12 protein-coding genes are annotated in these 21,225 nt (G+C 59.5%); 7 read left to right on the top strand and 5 right to left on the bottom strand.

The window, feature by feature from the left end; genetic code table 11:
• Positions 1 to 30: 30 nt before the first annotated feature.
• From asmA to udk, 3 genes are all read right to left on the bottom strand, one after another.
• Positions 31 to 1,887 (bottom strand): outer membrane assembly protein AsmA, encoded by a 1,857-nt coding sequence (gene asmA, locus ACQUTD_RS03250; protein WP_473273690.1) that lies wholly within the window; start codon positions 1,885 to 1,887, stop codon positions 31 to 33.
• Between the two features lie 25 nt (positions 1,888 to 1,912).
• Positions 1,913 to 2,494 carry a dCTP deaminase gene (gene dcd, locus ACQUTD_RS03245; RefSeq protein ID WP_072569061.1) on the bottom strand — a complete coding sequence of 194 codons (582 nt, stop codon included), beginning with the start codon at positions 2,492 to 2,494 and terminating at the stop codon, positions 1,913 to 1,915.
• A gap of 104 nt (positions 2,495 to 2,598) precedes the next feature.
• Positions 2,599 to 3,240 (bottom strand): uridine kinase, encoded by a 642-nt coding sequence (gene udk, locus ACQUTD_RS03240; protein ID WP_072569062.1) that lies wholly within the window; start codon positions 3,238 to 3,240, stop codon positions 2,599 to 2,601.
• A 344-nt stretch (positions 3,241 to 3,584) separates the two neighbouring features.
• On the opposite strand from udk, the gene ACQUTD_RS03235 reads away from it, so the two are divergent.
• Positions 3,585 to 6,914 carry a diguanylate cyclase gene (locus tag ACQUTD_RS03235; RefSeq protein WP_473273689.1) on the top strand — a complete coding sequence of 1,110 codons (3,330 nt, stop codon included), beginning with the start codon at positions 3,585 to 3,587 and terminating at the stop codon, positions 6,912 to 6,914.
• Here ACQUTD_RS03235 and alkA read toward each other — a convergent pair.
• A complete protein-coding gene (gene alkA / locus ACQUTD_RS03230; protein WP_473273688.1) occupies positions 6,885 to 7,751 on the bottom strand; it encodes a DNA-3-methyladenine glycosylase 2 in 867 nt (288 codons plus the stop codon). The genes ACQUTD_RS03235 and alkA overlap by 30 nt on opposite strands.
• Before the next feature lie 123 nt (positions 7,752 to 7,874).
• On the opposite strand from alkA, the gene yegD reads away from it, so the two are divergent.
• Both yegD and bla read left to right on the top strand, forming a co-directional pair.
• Positions 7,875 to 9,239 (top strand): molecular chaperone, encoded by a 1,365-nt coding sequence (gene yegD, locus ACQUTD_RS03225; RefSeq protein ID WP_473273687.1) that lies wholly within the window; start codon positions 7,875 to 7,877, stop codon positions 9,237 to 9,239.
• A 4-nt stretch (positions 9,240 to 9,243) separates the two neighbouring features.
• Positions 9,244 to 10,098, top strand: coding sequence for a class A beta-lactamase (gene bla, locus ACQUTD_RS03220; protein ID WP_473273686.1), 855 nt, complete (start codon positions 9,244 to 9,246; stop codon positions 10,096 to 10,098).
• A 108-nt stretch (positions 10,099 to 10,206) separates the two neighbouring features.
• Here the strand turns inward: bla and ACQUTD_RS03215 are convergent, their stop codons facing one another.
• The gene (locus ACQUTD_RS03215) at positions 10,207 to 12,180 is read right to left on the bottom strand and encodes an alkaline phosphatase PhoX (RefSeq protein ID WP_473273685.1); all 1,974 of its coding nucleotides are present in this window, start codon (positions 12,178 to 12,180) and stop codon (positions 10,207 to 10,209) included.
• Between the two features lie 215 nt (positions 12,181 to 12,395).
• Here ACQUTD_RS03215 and ACQUTD_RS03210 point away from each other — a divergent pair, with 215 nt between their 5' ends.
• From ACQUTD_RS03210 to mdtD, 4 genes are read left to right on the top strand one after another with little or no spacing between them, the layout of a single operon-like run.
• Positions 12,396 to 13,613 carry an MdtA/MuxA family multidrug efflux RND transporter periplasmic adaptor subunit gene (locus ACQUTD_RS03210; protein ID WP_473273684.1) on the top strand — a complete coding sequence of 406 codons (1,218 nt, stop codon included), beginning with the start codon at positions 12,396 to 12,398 and terminating at the stop codon, positions 13,611 to 13,613.
• A complete protein-coding gene (locus tag ACQUTD_RS03205) occupies positions 13,613 to 16,735 on the top strand; it encodes an MdtB/MuxB family multidrug efflux RND transporter permease subunit (protein ID WP_473273683.1) in 3,123 nt (1,040 codons plus the stop codon). Before ACQUTD_RS03210 ends, ACQUTD_RS03205 begins: the two co-directional genes overlap by 1 nt.
• A complete protein-coding gene (gene mdtC / locus ACQUTD_RS03200; RefSeq protein WP_473273682.1) occupies positions 16,736 to 19,813 on the top strand; it encodes a multidrug efflux RND transporter permease subunit MdtC in 3,078 nt (1,025 codons plus the stop codon).
• Positions 19,814 to 21,223 carry a multidrug transporter subunit MdtD gene (gene mdtD / locus ACQUTD_RS03195; protein ID WP_473273681.1) on the top strand — a complete coding sequence of 470 codons (1,410 nt, stop codon included), beginning with the start codon at positions 19,814 to 19,816 and terminating at the stop codon, positions 21,221 to 21,223.
• The last annotated feature ends 2 nt before the right edge of the window (positions 21,224 to 21,225 follow it).

Genomic DNA, 21,225 nt, shown 5'->3' with positions numbered 1-21,225 from the left:
CCCTGTGGGAGAGGGCTAATCACTGGGCCGCTACATCTTTTCCAGCAGCTTCTTCACATCTTCGCTGTATTTACTGTCCTTATTGCGATCCGCCCACTTGTTAAGGCGGCGCTTCGCCTCGCCCTGTAAATGGTCGCGCAGCACCTGATCGACTTTCAGGCTGTATTGCAGCGCATCCCATTTGCCGTATACCCGTAGCGGGATGGGCGTATCGCGCAGGAAAGCGATCAGCTCGCTGTTGCCACCGTTCCAGCCGGAGAGTACGCGCACGTTAAACTGGGTGTCGCTCTCTTCTTTGATCAGATCCAGGGTTCCCTTGCCGTCCAGCGCCAGCAGCGGCGACTGCCCCTGCATATCGCTCAGCGTTACGCTGCCGTGATCCAGTTCCAGATCGGTACTCAGCGCATCCAGACGGGTGCTGTTGTCATAATCCTGCTCCACCTTCACATCGCTGCTGCGCGCCACGGCCTGCTGGATCAGCTGCTGGAAGTTAAGCCCTTCCATGCGAACATTCGCCATTTCCAGATGCGCGTTGCCCTGCCAGTCGCGGCGGAACGCCTCCGCATCCACCAGACCGCCGGAAAAATCACCGCTCATGGAGAGCGCGCCGGTCAGGGCAATAGGATAATTAAAGGCTTTCAGGATGGTGCCGATTTCCACGTTCTCAAGCTTTGGCTGGAACAGGCTTTTCGGCGTTCTGCCCCGCACGTCGAGACGGCCGGGCAGCGAAAGCGTACCGTTGCCCATTTTGCCCTCTAAGGTGGTGAGGGTTAACAGTCCCGCCTGGTTGGTCATCTGGCTTTTGACGTCGGTGAAATCCATCCCACGCCAGCGGATCTGCCCGGCGCTGAGCGCAACCTGAGCGCTAAACCCGCGCAGGCTGTTGTACTCCGGCTCGCTGCTGTCGCGGGCGATCACCGGGCGCGGCAACAGCTTAGGCTGCGCCTGGGCTTTCTGCGCCGTATCGCTGCTGGCGGCGGCCATAGTCGCGCCGCTGAATAAGTTTTCCAGATTGAGCTTGTCAAAATGCAAATCGAGCGCCCATTCCGGGGCGTCGTTAAGCACCACGCTGCCCTGCCCGCTCATGGCGCTGTCGTTGGCAGTGACATTAAGGTTGCTGAAAGACAGGCGTTTTTGCGCCTCCTGCCACTGGGCGTTTAGCGTCGCCGTACCGCTGATCCCCTGCGGGGACACATCGCCGCCCTTCAGCTGCCAGTCGAACTGCTCAATGGCGGCGGTCAGGCTGTGCGGGTAATCCGCGGCGTCAATTTTTGCTTTCATCGCCAGCGTCAGATCGCGCTGATCGCGGTTGATACGCCCGGAAAAATCGAGCGTGGCGTGGTAAGACGCATCCTGATCCATCTTCAGACGGATATCGCGCACCGTTACCTGTTCTTCGTCTTCATGCTGGAACACCAGCACGCTGTCGGCGACCTCAAGGCGGGAAATGGCATAGGACCAGCCTTTATCGGCTTCTGCCTGCGGCATTGGATTATCATCCGGCGCAACAGGCTCGTCTGGCTTGCGCGCGGCTTTGGTTTGCGGCGTTAACTGGATCACCGCCCCTTTCAGCATCACCTGTTTAACGTGCAGTTGATGCGAAAGCAGCGGCCAGAGTTCCACGTCAAGGCGCATATTCGCCGCCGACACCAGCGGCGTGGTCGCCCCCGGCGCGGTCAACGACATGCGCCCGGAGAGAATGCTGAGCTGCGGCCAGACATGCCAGCGCAGCGGCTCGTCCAGCTCCAGCTGATAGCCGCTTCGCGCCTCCACCTGTTGCACCATATAGGCACGGAAATCGTTGGGGTTGACCAGCAGTACCAACGCAGAGATGCCGGCAACAAGCACGACAAGCAGAATCATCAGCGTGGTTAACACTCTTCTCATGGCATCCTCAGCGAGCGGTTAATACTCAATCTTTATCAATACGGCTGGCGACCGCGCCCTGCTGGTCACGATATTTCGCGTCCTGGCGACGGTTGTAAGGACGGGCTGCCGGGCCGGAGAGCGGTTCAAAGCTCAGCGCGCCGATAAGCATCCCCGGACGCAGCGCCAGCGGCAGTTTGCCAGAATTATAGAACTCCAGCACGATACAGCCTGACCAGCCGGGATCGATACGGTGCGCGGTAACGTGCACCATCAGGCCCAGACGCGCCAGCGATGAGCGACCGTCCAGCCAGCCCACCAGATCGGCAGGCAGGGTCACGGATTCATAGGTGACCGCCAGCGCCAGTTCGCCCGGATGCAGGAAAAAGGCATCGCCGTCCGGCAGAACGATTTCATCGCTCATCACACGCTCAAGAGAGGCGGCGACTTCATCCTTCGGACCGCTGAGATCGATAAAGGCCGCAGTATGACCGCGGAAGGTGCGGAATTTATTCCCCAGACGGACATCGACGGTGGCGCCATTGATGCGTTCAACGGGTGGACGCGGGGTAATAGACAGACGGCCTTCATCCAGCCAGGCTTCAATATCTCGGTCACACAAACGCATGCGTTTTCTCCTTAGATACAGCATCCCCCGGCAAGTGTTCTCGCCGGAGGTTAAGCATACTACTTTGAACGGTACACAATTCGCGCAGATTATTCAAAAGCAGACTATTCAAAGAACTGGCTGATTTTGGCTTTCAGAATGTCGATCGCAATTCGGTTTTTGCCGCCGCGCGGCACAATGATGTCGGCGTACTGTTTGGATGGCTCGATAAACTGTAAGAACATCGGGCGCACCGTTTTCTGGTACTGCGCCATCACGGAATCCATAGAGCGGCCGCGCTCGTTCACGTCACGCTTAATACGGCGCATCAGGCAGATGTCCAGCGGGGTATCAACGAAAATAGAGAAATTCAGCGCGTCGCGCAGACGGGCGTCGGTCAGCAACAGGATGCCTTCAAGGATAATGACTTTCTTCGGCTGAATATGAATGGTTTCCTGCGTGCGGGTATGTTCTACATAACTGTAGACCGGCAATTCAATGGGGCTGCCGTTTTTTAAGGTTTGCAGGTGCTCGAACAGCAAGCTGTGATCCATCGCGCTCGGATGGTCATAATTGGTCTTTACCCGTTCTTCCATGGACAGATGACTTTGATCTTTGTAATAGCTGTCTTCCGGGATGACGCCAATATGCTCATCACCAACCTGTTCGCGCAGCTCGCGATAGAGGGTGCTGGCGATGAGACTTTTACCTGAAGCGGATGCACCGGCAATGCCGATAATGACGCACTGATGAGACTTATCAGTCATAAATTTTTGCGACCTGGTTAACCTGGATGTTAAGGAAGGACGACGCCGAAACGCCAAACGCGGCAATTATAGGGATTTCGCCGCCGTGATACCAGTTGAATAGGTCATCGAGCAAATCCTGCGGTCATAAAGAGGAATATCGCCTTTACGCAAATTAAAATGCTCACTTTTGCGGCGATGATCGGGGATTTAGCATCAGGTAAGTAATTAATAACACTGTGATGTCAAATTATGAGCGCCCACGATAGGAATTGTAAATTGTTTGTACTAGCATAATCCAAATTTCAAATTTAACTCGCCCCGTGAATGTATCGGGCGGCTCAGGGTCTGCGGATAAAGCGGTAATGAATAAACAATACCAGCGCGTTTTGGTGGCCACTCCGAATCCTTTACTGCGATTAATCAGTTTAGGACTGGTCACCTTTATCTTTACCCTGTTCTCCCTTGAGTTAGCTCGTTTCGGCAACATTCTTGCTCCGCTGTGGTTCTCCACGTCCATTATGATGGTGGCGTTTTATCGTCATGCAGGCCGCCTGTGGCCGGCGATTGCGCTGGCCTGTTCGCTGGGCAGCATCGGCGCGTCACTGGTGTTATTCCCGCCCGAGGCCATCAATCTATGGTACCCCGGTATTAACGTTATTGAAGCGCTGATCGGGGCCATACTGCTGCGTAAAATGCTGCCCTGGTACAACCCGCTGCAAAACTTAAACGACTGGATCCGTCTGACTATCGGCAGCGCCGTGATACCGCCGGTGATTGGCGGCCTGCTGGTGTCTCTGCTGGTCGGGAACGACAACCCGCTGCGCGCCTTTACGCTCTGGACGCTCTCGGAATCCATTGGCGCGATGGCGCTGATCCCGCTGGGTCTGCTGTTCAAAATGCATTATCTGCTGCGCCACCGTAAGCCGCAGTTGCTGCTGGAAACGCTGCTGACGCTGGCGGTTACGCTGATGCTGAGCTGGCTGTCGATAAAATATCTGCCGTGGCCCTTTACCGCGGTGATCGTGCTGCTGATGTGGAGCGCGGTACGCCTGCCGCGGCTTGAAGCCTTTCTGATATTTCTCTCCACCGTGATGATGGTGTCGCTGATGATGGCAGCGGATCCCTTTGCACTGACGCCGCACAATACGCCCGTCATGCTCAACGCGCCCTGGCTGCCCTTTATGATGATGCTGCTGCCGGCCAACGTCATGACCATGGTGATGTATGCTTTTCGCACCGAACGCAAACACATCACCGAGAGTGAAGCGCGCTTTCGTAACGCCATGGAATATTCCGCCATCGGCATGGCGCTGGTGGGCACCGAAGGCGAATGGCTTCAGGCTAACAAAGCGCTGTGTAAATTCCTTGGCTATACCCAGGAAGAGCTGCGCGCCCTCACTTTTCAACAGCTGACCTGGCCGGAAGATCTCAACAGCGATCTTGAACAGCTGGAGATGCTGGTGCGCGGCGAGATCAACAGCTATTCCATGGAAAAGCGTTACTACACGCGCAATGGCGACGTTGTCTGGGCGCTGCTGGCGGTATCGCTGGTGCGGCACGGTGACGGCACCCCGCTCTATTTCATCTCGCAAATCGAAGACATCAACGATCTCAAACAGACGGAATGGGTTAACAAACGCCTGATGGAGCGTATTACCCTCGCCAACGAAGCGGGGGGCATCGGCATCTGGGAGTGGGAACTGGCGACGGACATCATCAGCTGGGACAAACGGATGTTTGAGCTGTATGAAATCCCGCCGCACGTTAAACCGACCTGGCAGCTGTGGTATGACTGCGTGATACCGGAAGACCGCGCGATGACCGAGCAGGTGGTGCGCGATTCGCTGGTGTCGCGCCTGCCGTTTAAGCTGGAATTTCGCGTGCACGTGAAAGAGGGTGTGCGTCATATCCGTACCCTCGCCAACCGGGTGCTGAACAAAAATGGCGAAGTGGAACGCCTGCTCGGCATCAATATGGACATGACCGAGGTGAAGCAGCTTAACGAGGCGCTGTTCCAGGAGAAAGAGCGTCTGCATATTACGCTGGACTCCATCGGCGAAGCGGTGCTCTGTACCGATGTGAATATGAATATCACCTTTATGAACCCGGTGGCGGAAAAAATGAGCGGCTGGCCGCAGGAGCAGGCGATGGGCCAGGCGCTGCTCAATGTCCTGCACATTACCTTCGGCGATAACGGCCCGCTGATGGAAAACATTCATAGCGGCGATATGTCCCGCTCCGCCATTGAACAGGATGTGGTGCTGCACTGTCGCAACGGCGGCAGCTACGATATTCACTACAGCGTGACGCCGCTCAGCACCCTGGACGGGCAAAACATCGGCTTTGTGCTGGTTATTCAGGACGTGACCGAATCGCGCAAAATGCTGCGCCAGCTCAGCTACAGCGCCTCCCACGACGCCCTCACCCATCTGGCCAACCGCGTCAGCTTCGAAAATCATCTCAAACGCCTGTTGCAGGGCGTGCAGGAAACCCAACAGCGGCATGCGCTGGTGTATATCGATCTCGATCGCTTTAAAGCGGTGAACGACTCCGCCGGACATGCGGCGGGGGATGCGCTGCTGCGGGAAATTTCATCGCTGATGCTCAGCATGCTGCGCACCACCGATATTCTGGCGCGGCTGGGCGGCGATGAGTTTGGCCTGCTGCTGCCGGACTGCAATATCGAAAGCGCCCGCTATATTTCCGGGCGGTTGATTGCCGCGATCAACGACTACCAGTTTATATGGGAAGGCCGTCTGCACCGCATCGGGGCCAGCGCGGGCATTACGCTCATTGACGAAACCAACTATCTGGCGTCAGAAGTGATGTCGCAGGCGGATATCGCCTGTTATGCCTCGAAAAACGGCGGACGCGGGATGGTCACCGTATATGAGCCGGAGCAGGACGACATGCACGAAATTCGTCTGCAGATGTCCGCGGAAGAGCAGTCGCGGATGATCAATGACAATCCGCTGCTGCTGATTGCCCGCGGCGTGGCCTCGCCCCGCGTGCCGGAAACCTGCAATTTCTGGCTGCTGTCGCTGCGGCTGTGGACCAGCAACGGCGACATCATGGAAGAGCACGCGTTTCGCGCCTCCCTGAGCGATCGCAAACTTATTCGCGCCCTTGACCGCCGCGTGTTCCAGGAATTTTTCCGCAACAGCGCCGCAGCCGTCACCCGTAAAGGCTTAGGGGTTGCCCTGCCGCTCTCCACCACCGGTCTTGCCAGCAAAACCCTGGTCAGCGAACTGCTGGACAGCCTGGCGCAGAGCCAGATGCCCGCCCGCCTGCTGCATCTGGTGATCCATGCGGATGCGCTGATGCGCGACGACGCCAGCATCAACGACGGGCTGCACAAACTGCGCGAAGCGGGCTGCCAGGTGATCTTAAGCCACGTGGGCCGCGACCTGGAGCTGTTCAGCCATCTCACCCCGTACGTTGCGGATTACATTCTGCTCGACCAGGAATTGATCGGTAACGTACACGGCAACCTGATGGATGAAATGATGGTCACTATTGTGCAGGGCCATGCCCAGCGTCTGGGCATGAAAAGCATCGCCGGGCCAACGCACCAGCCGATGGTGATGGACACCCTCTCCGGCATCGGCATCGACTACATCTACGGCGATACCATTTCTCCGCCGCAGCCGCTGGATTTGATGCTAAACACCAGCTATTTCGCCATCAACTGACGGCTGCCAGCCGTCGGTATACCAGATATGCAGCAGCGCGTAAGAGCGCCACGGCTGCCAGCGGGCGGCGTAGTGACGGATTTGCGCGGGCGTCATGCCGCTAAAACGCTGCTTGATCAGATAATCGTCCGCCAGAAAGACATCTTTTGCCTGCCAGCCGCGCAGGGCCAGATAATTGGCCGTCCAGCGCCCGATGCCCGGAAAGGTCTGTAAATGCTTCACCCCCTGTTCCACATCCGCCGGGGCGATGAGGGGAAAGCGCCCGTCAAGGGTCGCCCGGGCAAAATGCACAATGGCCTCCCCGCGTTTTAACGGCATGCCCAGCGTTTTTAACTCTGCCGGATCGGCATTCACCAGCACTTCCGGGCGCGGAAAACAGACAAAACCTGGTTCGCCGTTCAGCGGCTCGCCGTAACGGTTTGCGACATAGCCGGTGAGCTTTGCCGCCATCGCCACGCTCACCAGTTGGCCTAAAATCGCGCGGATCCCCTGTTCGAAGGCATCCATTGATCCCGGCAGCCGCAGCCCCGGACGCGCTGCGCCCAAATCGCCCAGCGCGCCATTAATCATCTGCGGATCGCAGGCCAGATCGAACAGCCGCCCGACGCGCGCCAGACATTCATCCGCCACCGGCAGCAGGCCATCGCTGAGCGTCACCCGCAGGGTGTGATTCTGCTCATCCGGTTCGGCGGTGATCAGCCCCTGGTGTTCGCCGAGCGCCAGGCTACGCACATAGCGCCCCTCGCTGACGACTTCCACCCCGCTTACGGCACGGGCGCGAAGAAAGCCCAGCATCCACGCCCAGTCATAAGGCGGTTGCCAGTGAAGTGTGTACATAGCCTCTCCTGCTGTAATTAACTTTCTTATAACAGACTAACCGCCCCCGGCACTTTTTGCTTTGCTTTCAAATCCCATTCCGCTAAAGTCGCCCCCCTTCTGCACCGGCCCGGGGAATTCAACATGTTTATTGGTTTTGACTATGGCACCGCCAACTGCTCTGTGGCAGTAATGCGTGACGGCTCGCCGCAGCTGTTAAAAATGGAAAACAATAGCTCGCTACTGCCCTCCATGCTGTGCGCCCCGACGCGCGAAGCGGTCAGCGAATGGCTGCACCGTCATCATGCCGTTCCGGCGACAGAGGGAGAAACCCAGGCGTTGCTGCGCCGGGCGATGAATTATAACCGCGACGAAGATATCGAGGTGCTGCCGGGCAGCGTGCAGTTCGGCCTCAGTTCCCTGCATCAGTATGTGCAGGATCCGGAGGAGGTCTATTTTGTTAAATCGCCCAAATCCTTCCTCGGTGCCAGCGGCCTGAAGCCGCAGCAGATCGCGCTGTTTGAAGATCTGGTGTGCGCCATGATGCTGCACATCCGTCTCCAGGCGCAGACGCAGCTGCCGGAGGCGATCGACCAGGCGGTGATTGGCCGTCCGATTAACTTCCAGGGTCTCGGCGGGGATGAGGCTAACGCCCAGGCACAGGGGATACTTGCGCGCGCGGCAAAACGCGCCGGATTCCGCGATGTGGTGTTCCAGTATGAGCCGGTGGCGGCGGGTCTGGACTTTGAAGCGACGCTCAGTGAAGAAAAACGCGTGCTGGTGGTGGATATCGGCGGCGGTACCACCGACTGCTCGCTGCTGCTGATGGGGCCGCAGTGGCATCACCGCAGCGACCGCGATTCAAGTCTCCTCGGGCACAGCGGCTGCCGCGTCGGCGGTAACGACCTCGACATCGCGCTGGCGTTTAAAAACCTGATGCCGCTGCTCGGCATGGGCGGCCAGACCGAAAAAGGCATTGCGCTGCCGATCCTGCCGTGGTGGAACGCTGTGGCAATTAACGATGTTCCGGCACAAAGCGATTTCTACAGCACCGCCAACGGTCGGCTGTTAAACGATCTGGTGCGCGATGCCCGCGATGGCGATAAAGTGGCGCTGCTGACCAAAGTCTGGCGTCAGCGCCTGAGCTACCGGCTGGTACGCAGTGCCGAAGAGAGCAAAATCGCCCTGTCGGAAACCGATGAGGTCACGGCGCGTCTGCCCTTTATCAGCGACGATCTGGCGACCGCCATTACCCGCGACGGCCTGGAAGCAGCACTCACCCAGCCGCTGGCGCGTATTCTGGAACAGGTGCAGCTGGCGCTGGACAGCAGCAATGAAACGCCGGATGTAATTTACCTCACCGGCGGCAGCGCCCGTTCGCCGCTCATCAAACGCGCGCTGGCGGAAAAGCTGCCGGGCATTCCCATCGCCGGTGGCGATGATTTCGGCTCGGTAACCGCCGGTCTGGCACGCTGGGCACAGGTGCAGTTCGGCACAACGGGGAAATAACGCCATGAAACGCTTTTATCTGATCGTCATGCCGCTGTTAGCGGCCCTTACGCTGCCGGGATCCGCCCGCGCCGACACGCTTTCTACCGTCAAACAGGCGGAAACTACGCTCGCGGCACGCGTGGGCTATGCAGAGCTGGATCTGGCTTCCGGCAAGGTGCTGAACAGCTATCGTCAGGATGAGCGTTTTCCGATGATGAGCACCTTTAAGGTGCTGCTGTGCGGCGCGGTGCTGGCGCGCGTTGACGCCGGACAGGAGCAGCTTAATCGCCGCCTGACCTGGCAGAAAGCCGATCTCATCACTTACTCGCCGGTAACGGAAAAGCATCTGGCGGACGGCATGACGGTGGCGGAACTGTGCGATGCCGCCATCACCCTGAGCGATAACACGGCGGCCAATCTGCTGCTCTCAACGCTGGGCGGCCCGCAAAAGCTGACAGATTTCATCCGCAAAACCGGCGATGAGACGACGCGTCTTGATCGCGTGGAGCCGGAGCTGAACGAAGCCCTGCCGGGGGACGTGCGTGACACCACCACCCCGGCGGCGATGGCGAAAACCCTGCGTCAGCTGTTAACGGGCGATACCCTGACGGCGGCTTCACGGCAGCAGTTAGCGCGCTGGATGGAAGAGGATAAGGTCGCCGGGCCGCTGCTGCGCTCGGTCCTGCCTGCGGGCTGGTATATCGCCGATAAAACCGGGGCCGGTGAACGCGGATCCCGCGGCATTGTTGCAGCCCTGGGGCCGGACGGCATGCCGTCGCGCATTGTGGTGATTTATGTGACGGGCAGCAAGGCCACCATGGATGAACGTAATAAAGCCATCGCGGCGATTGGCGAAGCGGTGATCAGGCAGTGGTAACGATTATCCATTGCCATTGCCCGGCGGCGCTACGCTTGCCGGGCCTGGAACGGCATATTACGTATTACGTAGGCCGGGTAAGCGTCAGCGCCACCCGGCACAAACATACTACGATCCGATAATCCCGCCGTCCGCTTTGGTGATCACCACTGTTGACGAGCGCGGACGTCCGTCCGGGCGGTTATCCGGCCAGTTCGACACCGCGCGCGGGTTCGCCGGATCGGTCACATCATCCCCGCCTTCTCCCGGATGCTGAATATTAATAAACAGCGTGCGGTTGTCCGGCGTAAAAGCGATGCCGGTGATCTCACAGCCGCGCGGCCCGGTCAGGAAACGGCGGTAATCATTGGTGCCGGGAATGGTCGCCAGCATCTGGTTATTCCCCATCCCCTCGTAAGCTTTCTGGTTGATGGTGCTGGAGGAGACGTCCGTCTGGATCCACAGCACGCCCTGATGGTCGAATGACAGGCCGTCCGGGCTGCCGAAGGCCGCGCCCTGCATATTGCCTTTCGCGTCCGGCTTATCGCCATCGTTACGCCCGGCGAGCACCAGAATATCCCATTTAAAGCGGGCCGCTGCCGGATCGGCATTGTCTTCGCTCCAGTGCATAATATGTCCATACACATTATTGGCGCGCGGGTTCGCCGCATCCACCGGCGCTTTGCCCTCTTTGCCGCGATCGCTGTTATTGGTGAGCGTGCAATAGACGCTGCCGGCAGCGTGAGGATCGACGGCGATCCACTCCGGACGGTCCATTTTCGTCGCGCCCACCGCGTCCGCCGCCAGACGGGTTTTGATCAGCACATCGCCCTGGCTTTCAAAGCCCTTGCTCTGATCAAGCCCGTTCTGCCCGAAGACCAGCGGCAGCCAGTCGCCGGTACCGTCTTCATTAAAGCGGGCGACATAGAGCGTGCCTGACTCCAGCAGTTGCATACTGGCGTCACGGTTGCCCGCATCATATTTTTTATCCGAGACGAACTTATAGATGTACTCGAATTTCTGATCGTCGCCCATATAGACCACGACGCGTTTGTCCGCCGCCAGCGTCACCGCCGCGCCTTCATGCTTGAAGCGGCCCAGCGCGGTGTGTTTGCGCGGTGTGGAGGTCGGATTGTACGGGTCGATTTCAACCACCCAGCCAAAGCGGTTCGGTTCGTTTGGGGTTTTATCGACGTTAAAGCGTTCGTCCACTTCGCTCCAGCGGTAGGACTCGTCGCTGTCGGCGATGCCATAACGTTTTTCCAGCGCGTTGCGGTCGGCTTGTTTAACAAAAATATCTGACCAGTTTTCTTCACAGGTGAGATAGGTGCCCCAGGGCGTATGGCCGTTGGCGCAGTTCTGCATGGTGCCGAGCACGCGCTCGCCCTGCGGATCGGCGGCGGTTTTCATCAGCATGTGATGACGCGCCGGGCCGGACAGCTCCATCGGCGTATTAACGGTGATACGGCGGGCATAGTTTGACGGGCGCACCACCTGCCAGTCGCTGCCGCTCTTTTTCACCTCGATCACCGACACGCCCATGGCGTTCTGCCCTTTACGGACTTTATCGGCGTTCCAGTCTGCGGTGCCGTCTTTAAACAGCATGCCGTTATCGATGTATTCGTGGTTCATCGCCAGCAGGCCGTGGGCGGCATTATCTTCACCGCGCGGAAGGCTGAACCAGGCCATGCCGTCATGGTGCATACCCGCCTGCGCCGCCTGTTCTTCAGTGGTGTTGCTGGCGTCGAATTTGAATTCCGGCATCATGCCTTTGATGCCGGTGGCGTCGCCCCAGCGATAGAATGGACGTGCGATGTAGCCTTCCGGCACCGTTACGGTGTCCGCAGTGGAAACAGGAATGCTGGTAAAGCCCAGCGACACCGCTTTCGCCAGCGCCGTCGGCTGCGTCATGGCCGCAAAAGCGCTTTCCGCGCGCATCAGCGCCGGGAAAGACACCGCCGCGCCCGCGACCGCCCCCATCTGCAAAAAGCGACGGCGTGACAGAAAGACGTCCTTGACGTCCGAAAATACCGGGTTGGCGCTGGTGTTGCTGATCTCTTCACTGTGTTCTTGTTTGAAGACGGATTTTAATGGCCTGCTCATAATGACTTCCTGTTACCAGAGGACGGGAAAATAACAATGCTGAGCAGTCTATAAACTATTTATTACATTTTTATAACAGTCGCAGGCAGAGCATCCGCCCCTTGTCATTCGGACAAATCCACACAGTGTTTCATATTTCCTCCATTTTTCTGCGGCCTGGCATTACTAAACTAGTATCATTCTGCTTAATGTTTCAGGAAGAGATACGAATAACGATGAAAGGCCGTAATAATACCCGCTGGATGCTTCTCGCAGGAGTGGTCATCGCCGCCCTTGCCGCTGCCTGGTACTGGCACGCTCATTCTGCCGCCCCCGCCGGACAACAGCGCCAGGCCGGAGCCGGACGTCACGGCGCGGGCATGCGCGGCCCTTCCCTTGCGCCGGTGCAGGCGGCCACCGCCACCCGCGAGGCCGTGCCCCGTTATCTGAGCGGTCTTGGCACCATTACGGCCGCGAATACCGTTACCGTGCGCAGCCGTGTTGACGGTCAATTGCTGGCGGTGCATTTTCAGGAAGGCCAGCAGGTGAAAAAAGGCGATCTGCTCGCCGAAATCGATCCCAGCCAGTTTAAGGTCGCCCTTGCCCAGGCCCAGGGGCAACTGGCCCGCGATAAAGCGACGCTGGCTAACGCCCGCCGCGATCTGGCCCGCTATCAGCAACTGGTGAAAACTAATCTGGTGTCCCGTCAGGAGCTGGATGCCCAGCAGGCGCTGGTCAGCGAAAGCGAAGGCACCATCAAGGCCGATGAAGCCGCCGTCGCCAGCGCGCAGTTACAGCTGGACTGGAGCCGCATCACCGCGCCGATAGACGGTCGCGTTGGCTTAAAACAGGTGGATGTCGGCAACCAGATTTCCAGCGGTGATACCACCGGTATTGTGGTGATCACCCAGACGCACCCCATCGATCTGATCTTCACCCTGCCGGAAAACGACATCGCTACTATTGTGAAAGCGCGCAATGCCGGGCAGATGCTGAGCGTCGAAGCCTGGGATCGCACCAACAAGCAGAAGCTGAGCACCGGCACCCTGTTGAGTCTGGATAACCAGATCGACGCCACCACCGGCACCATCAAACTCAAAGCCCGCTTTGAGAATCAGGACGACGCCCTGTTCCCCAACCAGTTCGTCAATGCGCGCATGCTGGTGGATACCGAACAGGACGCGGTGGTGATCCCGGCCGCCGCCCTGCAAATGGGTAACGAAGGCAATTTCGTCTGGGTGCTGAACGATCAGAACACCGTCAGCAAACACACCGTCACGCCGGGCATTCAGGACAGCCAGAAAGTGGTGATCGCCGCCGGGCTTTCCGCCGGGGATCGTGTGGTCACTGACGGTATCGACCGTCTGACCGAAGGGGCGAAAGTGGAAGTGGTGGACGCGCACGATGCCAGCGCCGCACCGGCCAAAAGCACCGCTAAAGGAGCGAAATCCTGATGCAGGTGTTACCGCCCAGCCGCACCGGCGGCCCGTCCCGCCTGTTTATTTTACGTCCGGTCGCCACCACGCTGTTGATGGTGGCGATTTTACTGGCCGGGATCATCGGCTATCGGTTTCTTCCCGTGTCCGCCCTGCCGGAGGTGGATTATCCGACCATTCAGGTGGTGACACTCTATCCCGGTGCCAGCCCGGATGTAATGACCTCGGCGGTGACCGCGCCCCTTGAGCGCCAGTTCGGGCAGATGTCCGGCTTAAAACAGATGTCGTCGCAAAGCTCCGGCGGCGCGTCGGTGGTGACGTTACAGTTCCAGCTTTCGCTGCCGCTGGATGTCGCCGAGCAGGAGGTGCAGGCCGCCATTAACGCCGCCACTAACCTGCTGCCGTCGGATCTGCCGAACCCGCCGGTCTATAACAAAGTGAACCCTGCGGATCCGCCGATCATGACGCTGGCCGTAACCTCCAGCGCCATGCCGATGACGCAGGTGGAAGACATGGTGGAAACCCGTGTCGCGCAGAAAATTTCCCAGGTGGCCGGCGTCGGTCTGGTGACCTTATCCGGCGGGCAGCGTCCTGCGGTGCGGGTAAAACTTAACGCCCAGGCCATTGCTTCCCTCGGCCTGACCAGCGAAACCATTCGCACCGCCATCACCAGCGCTAACGTTAACTCCGCCAAAGGCAGTCTCGACGGCCCGACGCGGGCGGTGACGCTGTCAGCCAACGACCAGATGCAGTCCGCCGAGGAATATCGCAGGCTAATCGTCGCCTACCAGAACGGCGCGCCGATCCGCCTGGGGGACGTCGCCACCATCGAACAGGGGGCGGAAAACCGCTGGCTTGGGGCATGGGCCAACAAAGAGCAGGCGATTGTCATGAACGTGCAGCGCCAGCCGGGGGCCAATATTCTCGATACTGCCGACAGCATCCGCGCCATGCTGCCGCAGTTAACCGCCAGCCTGCCGAAGTCGGTGGAGGTGAAAGTCCTTTCCGATCGCACCACCAATATTCGCGCCTCGGTATCCGACACCCAGTTTGAGCTGATGCTGGCCATCGCACTGGTGGTGATGATCATCTATCTGTTTTTGCGTAACGTTCCGGCGACCATTATTCCCGGCGTCGCGGTGCCGCTGTCATTAATCGGCACCTTTGCGGTGATGGTGTTCCTCGATTTTTCCATCAATAACCTGACGCTGATGGCGCTGACCATCGCCACCGGCTTTGTGGTGGATGACGCCATTGTGGTGATCGAAAACATCTCCCGCTATATCGAGAAAGGCGAAAAACCGCTGGCGGCGGCGCTGAAAGGCGCGGGGGAGATCGGCTTTACCATCATCTCCTTAACCCTGTCGCTGATTGCGGTGCTGATCCCGCTGCTGTTTATGGGCGATATCGTCGGGCGGCTGTTCCGCGAATTTGCCGTCACCCTGGCGGTGGCGATTCTGATTTCCGCCGTGGTGTCGCTGACGCTGACGCCGATGATGTGCGCCCGTATGTTGAGCGCCGAATCGCTGCGCAAGCAGAACCGCTTCTCCCGCGCATCAGAGCGCTTTTTTGAACGGGTGATCGCCGCTTACGGGCGCGGGCTGGCGAAAGTGCTCAACCATCCGTGGCTGACGCTGGGCGTGACCTTCGCCACCCTGCTGCTGTCGGTGTTGCTGTGGGTGATGATCCCGAAAGGTTTCTTCCCGGTGCAGGATAACGGCATTATTCAGGGCACCTTACAGGCGCCGCAGTCGGCGTCCTTTGCCAGCATGGCCGAACGCCAGCGCCAGGTGAGCGATATTGTGTTGAAAGATCCGGCGGTGGAAAGCCTGACGGCCTTTGTCGGCGTTGACGGCACTAACCCGTCGCTGAACAGTTCACGCCTGCAAATCAACCTTAAACCGCTGGACGATCGCGACGACCGCGTGCCGGAGGTGATCGAGCGATTGCAAAACGCGGTGGCAAAAGTGCCCGGCGTGGCGCTCTACCTGCAACCGACCCAGGATCTGACTATCGACACCACCGTCAGCCGCACGCAGTATCAGTTTACGTTGCAGGCAACGTCGCTGGAGGCGCTCAGCACCTGGGTGCCGCAGCTGATGAGCAAGCTGCAAACGCAGCCGCAGCTGGCGGATGTGAGCAGCGACTGGCAGGACAAAGGCCTGGCGGCTTATATCAACGTCGATCGCGACAGCGCCAGCCGCCTGGGCATCAGCATGGCGGATGTGGATAACGCCCTCTATAACGCCTTCGGGCAGCGGTTGATCTCCACCATTTACACCCAGGCGAATCAATACCGCGTGGTGCTGGAGCACGACACCACCCAAACGCCAGGACTGGCGGCGCTGGACACGGTGCGGCTGACCGGCAGCGACGGCGGCGTGGTGCCGCTCAGCGCCATCGCCAAAGTGGAACAGCGCTTTACCCCGCTGTCGATTAACCATCTCGATCAGTTCCCGTCCACCACCATCTCCTTTAACGTGCAGGACGGCTATTCGCTGGGCGAAGCGGTGCAGTCGATTCTGGACACGGAAAAAACCATCAGCTTCCCGACGGATATTACCACCCAGTTCCAGGGCAGTACGCTGGCCTTCCAGGATGCCCTCGGCAGTACGGTGTGGCTGATCGTCGCGGCGGTGGTGGCGATGTACATCGTGCTCGGCGTGCTGTACGAAAGCTTTATCCATCCGATCACTATTCTCTCCACGCTGCCCACGGCAGGCGTTGGTGCGCTGATGGCGCTGATGCTGGCAGGGGCGGAACTGGATGTGATCGCCATTATCGGCATCATTTTGCTGATCGGTATCGTCAAGAAAAACGCCATCATGATGATCGACTTTGCGCTGGCCGCCGAGCGCGAACAGGGCATGTCGCCGCGGGAGGCGATTTACCAGGCCTGTCTGCTGCGTTTCAGGCCGATCCTGATGACCACCCTCGCCGCCCTGCTCGGCGCGCTGCCGCTGATGCTCAGTACCGGCGTCGGCGCGGAACTGCGCCGTCCGCTCGGTATCGGCATGGTGGGCGGTCTGCTGGTGAGCCAGGTGCTGACGCTCTTTACCACGCCGGTGATTTACCTGCTGTTCGACCGGCTGGCGCTGTCGCTGCGCCGCCGTTTCCCGGCGCGTAATGAGGAGGCGTAAGTGAAGTTTTTCGCCCTCTTCATTTATCGTCCGGTGGCGACGATCCTGATTTCGCTGGCCATCACCCTGTGCGGCATTCTCGGTTTCCGTATGCTGCCGGTCGCGCCGCTGCCGCAGGTGGATTATCCGGTGATCATGGTCAGCGCCTCGCTGCCGGGCGCGTCGCCGGAAACCATGGCGTCGTCGGTGGCGACGCCGCTGGAGCGGGCGCTGGGACGCATTGCCGGGGTCAACGAGATGACCTCCTCAAGTTCGCTGGGCAGCACACGCATCATTCTGGAATTCAAATTTGACCGCGACATCAACGGCGCGGCGCGGGATGTGCAGGCGGCGATCAACGCCGCGCAGAGTCTGCTGCCGAGCGGAATGCCAAGCCGTCCCACCTACCGCAAAGCCAACCCGTCCGACGCGCCTATCATGATCCTGACGCTGACCTCGGACACCTGGTCGCAGGGGCAGCTTTACGATTTCGCCTCCACCCAGCTGGCGCAGAATATTGCGCAGATCGAAGGCGTGGGGGATGTCGACGTCGGCGGCAGTTCGCTGCCCGCGGTGCGCGTCGGTCTCAATCCGCAGGCGCTGTTTAATCAGGGCGTATCGCTGGACGATGTGCGCACCGCCATCAGCAATGCCAACGTGCGACGTCCGCAGGGGGCGGTGGAAGACGACACCCATCGCTGGCAGTTGCAGACCAACGATGAGCTGAAAACGGCGGCGGAATACCAGCCGCTGATCGTCCATTACCACAATGGCGCGGCGGTGCGGCTTGGCGATGTCGCCAGCGTCACCGACTCGGTGGAGAATGTGCGCAATGCCGGGATGACCAACGCCAAACCGGCCATTCTGCTGATGATCCGTAAGCTGCCGGAAGCCAATATTATCCAGACCGTCGACAGCATTCGCGCGCAGTTGCCGGAGATGCAAAAAAGCATTCCCGCCGCCATTGATTTACAGATCGCCCAGGATCGCTCGCCGACCATTCGCGCCTCGCTGGAGGAAGTGGAACAGACGCTGATTATCTCCGTGGCGCTGGTGATCCTCGTGGTGTTCCTGTTCCTGCGCTCCGGTCGCGCAACGCTGATCCCGGCGGTGGCGGTGCCGGTGTCGCTGATCGGCACCTTCGCCGCCATGTATCTGTGCGGATTCAGCCTTAACAACCTGTCGCTGATGGCGCTGACCATCGCCACCGGTTTTGTGGTGGATGACGCCATCGTGGTGCTGGAAAATATCTCCCGCCATCTGGAATCAGGCATGAAGCCGTTGCAGGCGGCGCTTCAGGGCACGCGGGAAGTGGGCTTTACCGTGCTCTCGATGAGCCTGTCGCTGGTGGCGGTATTCCTGCCGTTGCTGCTGATGGACGGGCTGCCGGGCCGTCTGCTGCGTGAATTCGCCGTGACGCTGTCGGTGGCGATCGGGATTTCGCTGGCGGTATCGCTGACCCTGACGCCGATGATGTGCGGCTGGTTGCTGAAAAGCGCGAAACCGCGCAGCCGCCCGCGCGAGCGGGGTTTTGGTCGCCTGCTGGTGGCCATGCAGCAGGGTTATGGCCGTTCGCTGAAATGGGTGCTCAGGCACACGCGGCTGGTGGGCGCGGTGCTGCTCGGCACTATCGTGCTCAACGTCTGGCTCTATATCTCGATCCCGAAAACCTTCTTCCCGGAGCAGGATACCGGCGTGCTGATGGGCGGCATTCAGGCGGATCAGAGCATTTCCTTCCAGGCGATGCGCGGCAAGCTGGAGGATTTCATGAAGATCATCCGTGACGATCCGGCGGTGGATAACGTTACCGGTTTTACCGGCGGTTCGCGGGTGAACAGCGGCATGATGTTTATCACCCTCAAATCCCGCGATGAGCGCCATGAAAGCGCCCAGCAGATCATTGACCGGCTGCGTGTGAAGCTGGCGAAAGAGCCGGGGGCGAATTTGTTTTTGATGGCGGTGCAGGATATTCGCGTCGGCGGACGCCAGTCTAACGCCAGCTACCAGTACGCCCTGCTGTCGGATGATTTAAGCGCCCTGCGCGAGTGGGAACCCAAAATTCGCAAAGCACTGGCGGCATTACCGCAACTGGCGGACGTGAATTCGGATCAACAGGACAACGGCGCGGAAATGAACCTGATCTACGATCGCGAAACCATGTCGCGGCTTGGCATCAGCGTGCAGGCGGCTAATAGTCTGCTGAATAACGCTTTCGGCCAGCGGCAAATTTCCACCATCTATCAGCCGCTGAACCAGTACAAAGTGGTGATGGAAGTCGATCCGCGCTACACCCAGGACATCAGCGCGCTGGATAAAATGTTCGTGATTAACAACGACGGCAAAGCCATTCCACTGTCCTATTTCGCGAAATGGCAGCCCGCCAATGCGCCGCTGTCGGTGAACCATCAGGGCTTGTCGGCGGCCTCGACCATCGCCTTTAACCTGCCCACCGGCGTGTCGCTGTCAGAAGCGAGCGACGCCATTAACCGCACTATGACGCAGCTCGGCGTGCCCTCCTCCGTGCGCGGCAGCTTCGCGGGAACGGCGCAGGTGTTTCAGGACACCATGAGCTCGCAGGTGATCCTGATCCTTGCGGCCATTGCCACTGTGTATATCGTGCTGGGGGTGCTGTATGAGAGCTATATTCATCCGCTGACGATTTTGTCGACGCTGCCCTCCGCCGGGGTCGGCGCGCTGCTGGCGCTGGAGCTGTTCGGCGCGCCCTTCAGCCTGATCGCGCTGATTGGCATTATGCTGCTGATTGGCATCGTGAAGAAAAACGCCATTATGATGGTGGATTTCGCCCTTGAGGCGCAACGTAACGGCAACATGACGCCGGACGAGGCCATTTTCCAGGCCTGTCTGCTGCGTTTTCGGCCGATCATGATGACCACCCTGGCGGCGCTGTTCGGCGCGCTGCCGCTGGTGATCTCCGCCGGGGATGGTTCGGAACTGCGCCAGCCGCTCGGCATCACCATCGTCGGCGGGCTGGTGATGAGCCAGCTGCTGACGCTGTACACCACGCCGGTGGTGTATCTGTTCTTTGATCGTCTGCGGCTGCGCTTTACACGTAAAAACCAACAGCTGATAAGTGAGTAAATGACCGACCTGTCCAGGAACGTACGCTGGCAATTGTGGATCGTCGCCGTGGGCTTTTTCATGCAGGCGCTGGATACCACCATTGTGAATACCGCCCTCCCCTCGATGGCGCAAAGCCTCGGGGAGAGTCCGCTGCATATGCATATGGTGATCGTCGCCTATGTGCTGACGGTGGCGGTGATGCTACCCGCCAGCGGCTGGCTGGCGGATAAAGTCGGCGTGCGTAATGTTTTTTTCAGCGCCATCGTGCTGTTCACGCTTGGCTCGCTGTTCTGCGCCCGCGCCGCCACCCTGGATGAGCTGGTAATAGCCCGCGTATTACAGGGCGTCGGCGGGGCGATGATGGTGCCGGTCGGACGGCTGACGGTGATGAAAATCGTGCCCCGCGCGCAGTATATGGCGGCGATGACCTTCGTCACCCTGCCCGGCCAGGTGGGGCCGCTGTTAGGCCCGGCGCTGGGCGGCGTGCTGGTGGAATATGCCTCCTGGCACTGGATCTTTTTGATTAATCTGCCGGTGGGCATTCTCGGCGCCATCGCCACGCTGTGGCTGATGCCGAACTACACCCTGCAAACCCGCCGTTTCGATATGTGGGGGTTTGTGCTGCTGGCCCTCGGCATGGCGGCGCTGACGCTGGCGCTGGACGGGCAAAAAGCAGACGGACAGTCTCCGCTGTTGCCGATCCTGCTGGTGGCGGCGGGCCTCGTGGCGCTGCTGCTCTATCTGCGTCACGCCAGAAACAATGAGCGCGCGCTGTTCCGGTTAACGCTGTTTCGCACCCGCAGTTTTTCCCTCGGCCTGCTCGGCAGCTTCGCCGGACGCATCGGCAGCGGCATGTTGCCCTTTATGACGCCGGTGTTTTTGCAGATTGGCCTCGGTTTTTCGCCGTTTCACGCCGGGCTGATGATGATCCCGATGGTGCTCGGCAGCATGGGCATGAAGCGGATTGTGGTGCAGGTGGTCAACCGTTTCGGTTATCGCCGGGTGCTGGTGGGTAGCACGCTCGGGCTGGCGCTGGTCAGCCTGCTGTTTATGACCACCGCGCTGCTCGGCTGGTACTACCTGCTGCCGGTGGTGCTGTTTATGCAGGGCATGATCAACTCGATGCGCTTTTCATCAATGAACACCCTGACGCTGAAAGATCTGCCCGACGAGCTGGCGAGCAGCGGCAACAGCCTGCTGTCGATGGTGATGCAGCTGTCGATGAGCATCGGGGTTTCCGTCGCCGGGCTGCTGCTCGGCCTGTTCGGTCAGCACCATCTGACGGCGGACAGCGGCGTGGCGCATCACGTCTTTATCTATACCTGGCTGTGCATGGCGGCGATCATCGCCCTGCCCGCGCTGGTGTTTGCCCGCGTACCCAACGACGCCAGTAAAAATGTACTGATTGCCCGGCGCAAAAGGAGATAACA

Source organism: Enterobacter sp. K510, from assembly GCF_055804875.1.
This window is presented reverse-complemented; position numbering and strand designations above follow the sequence as displayed.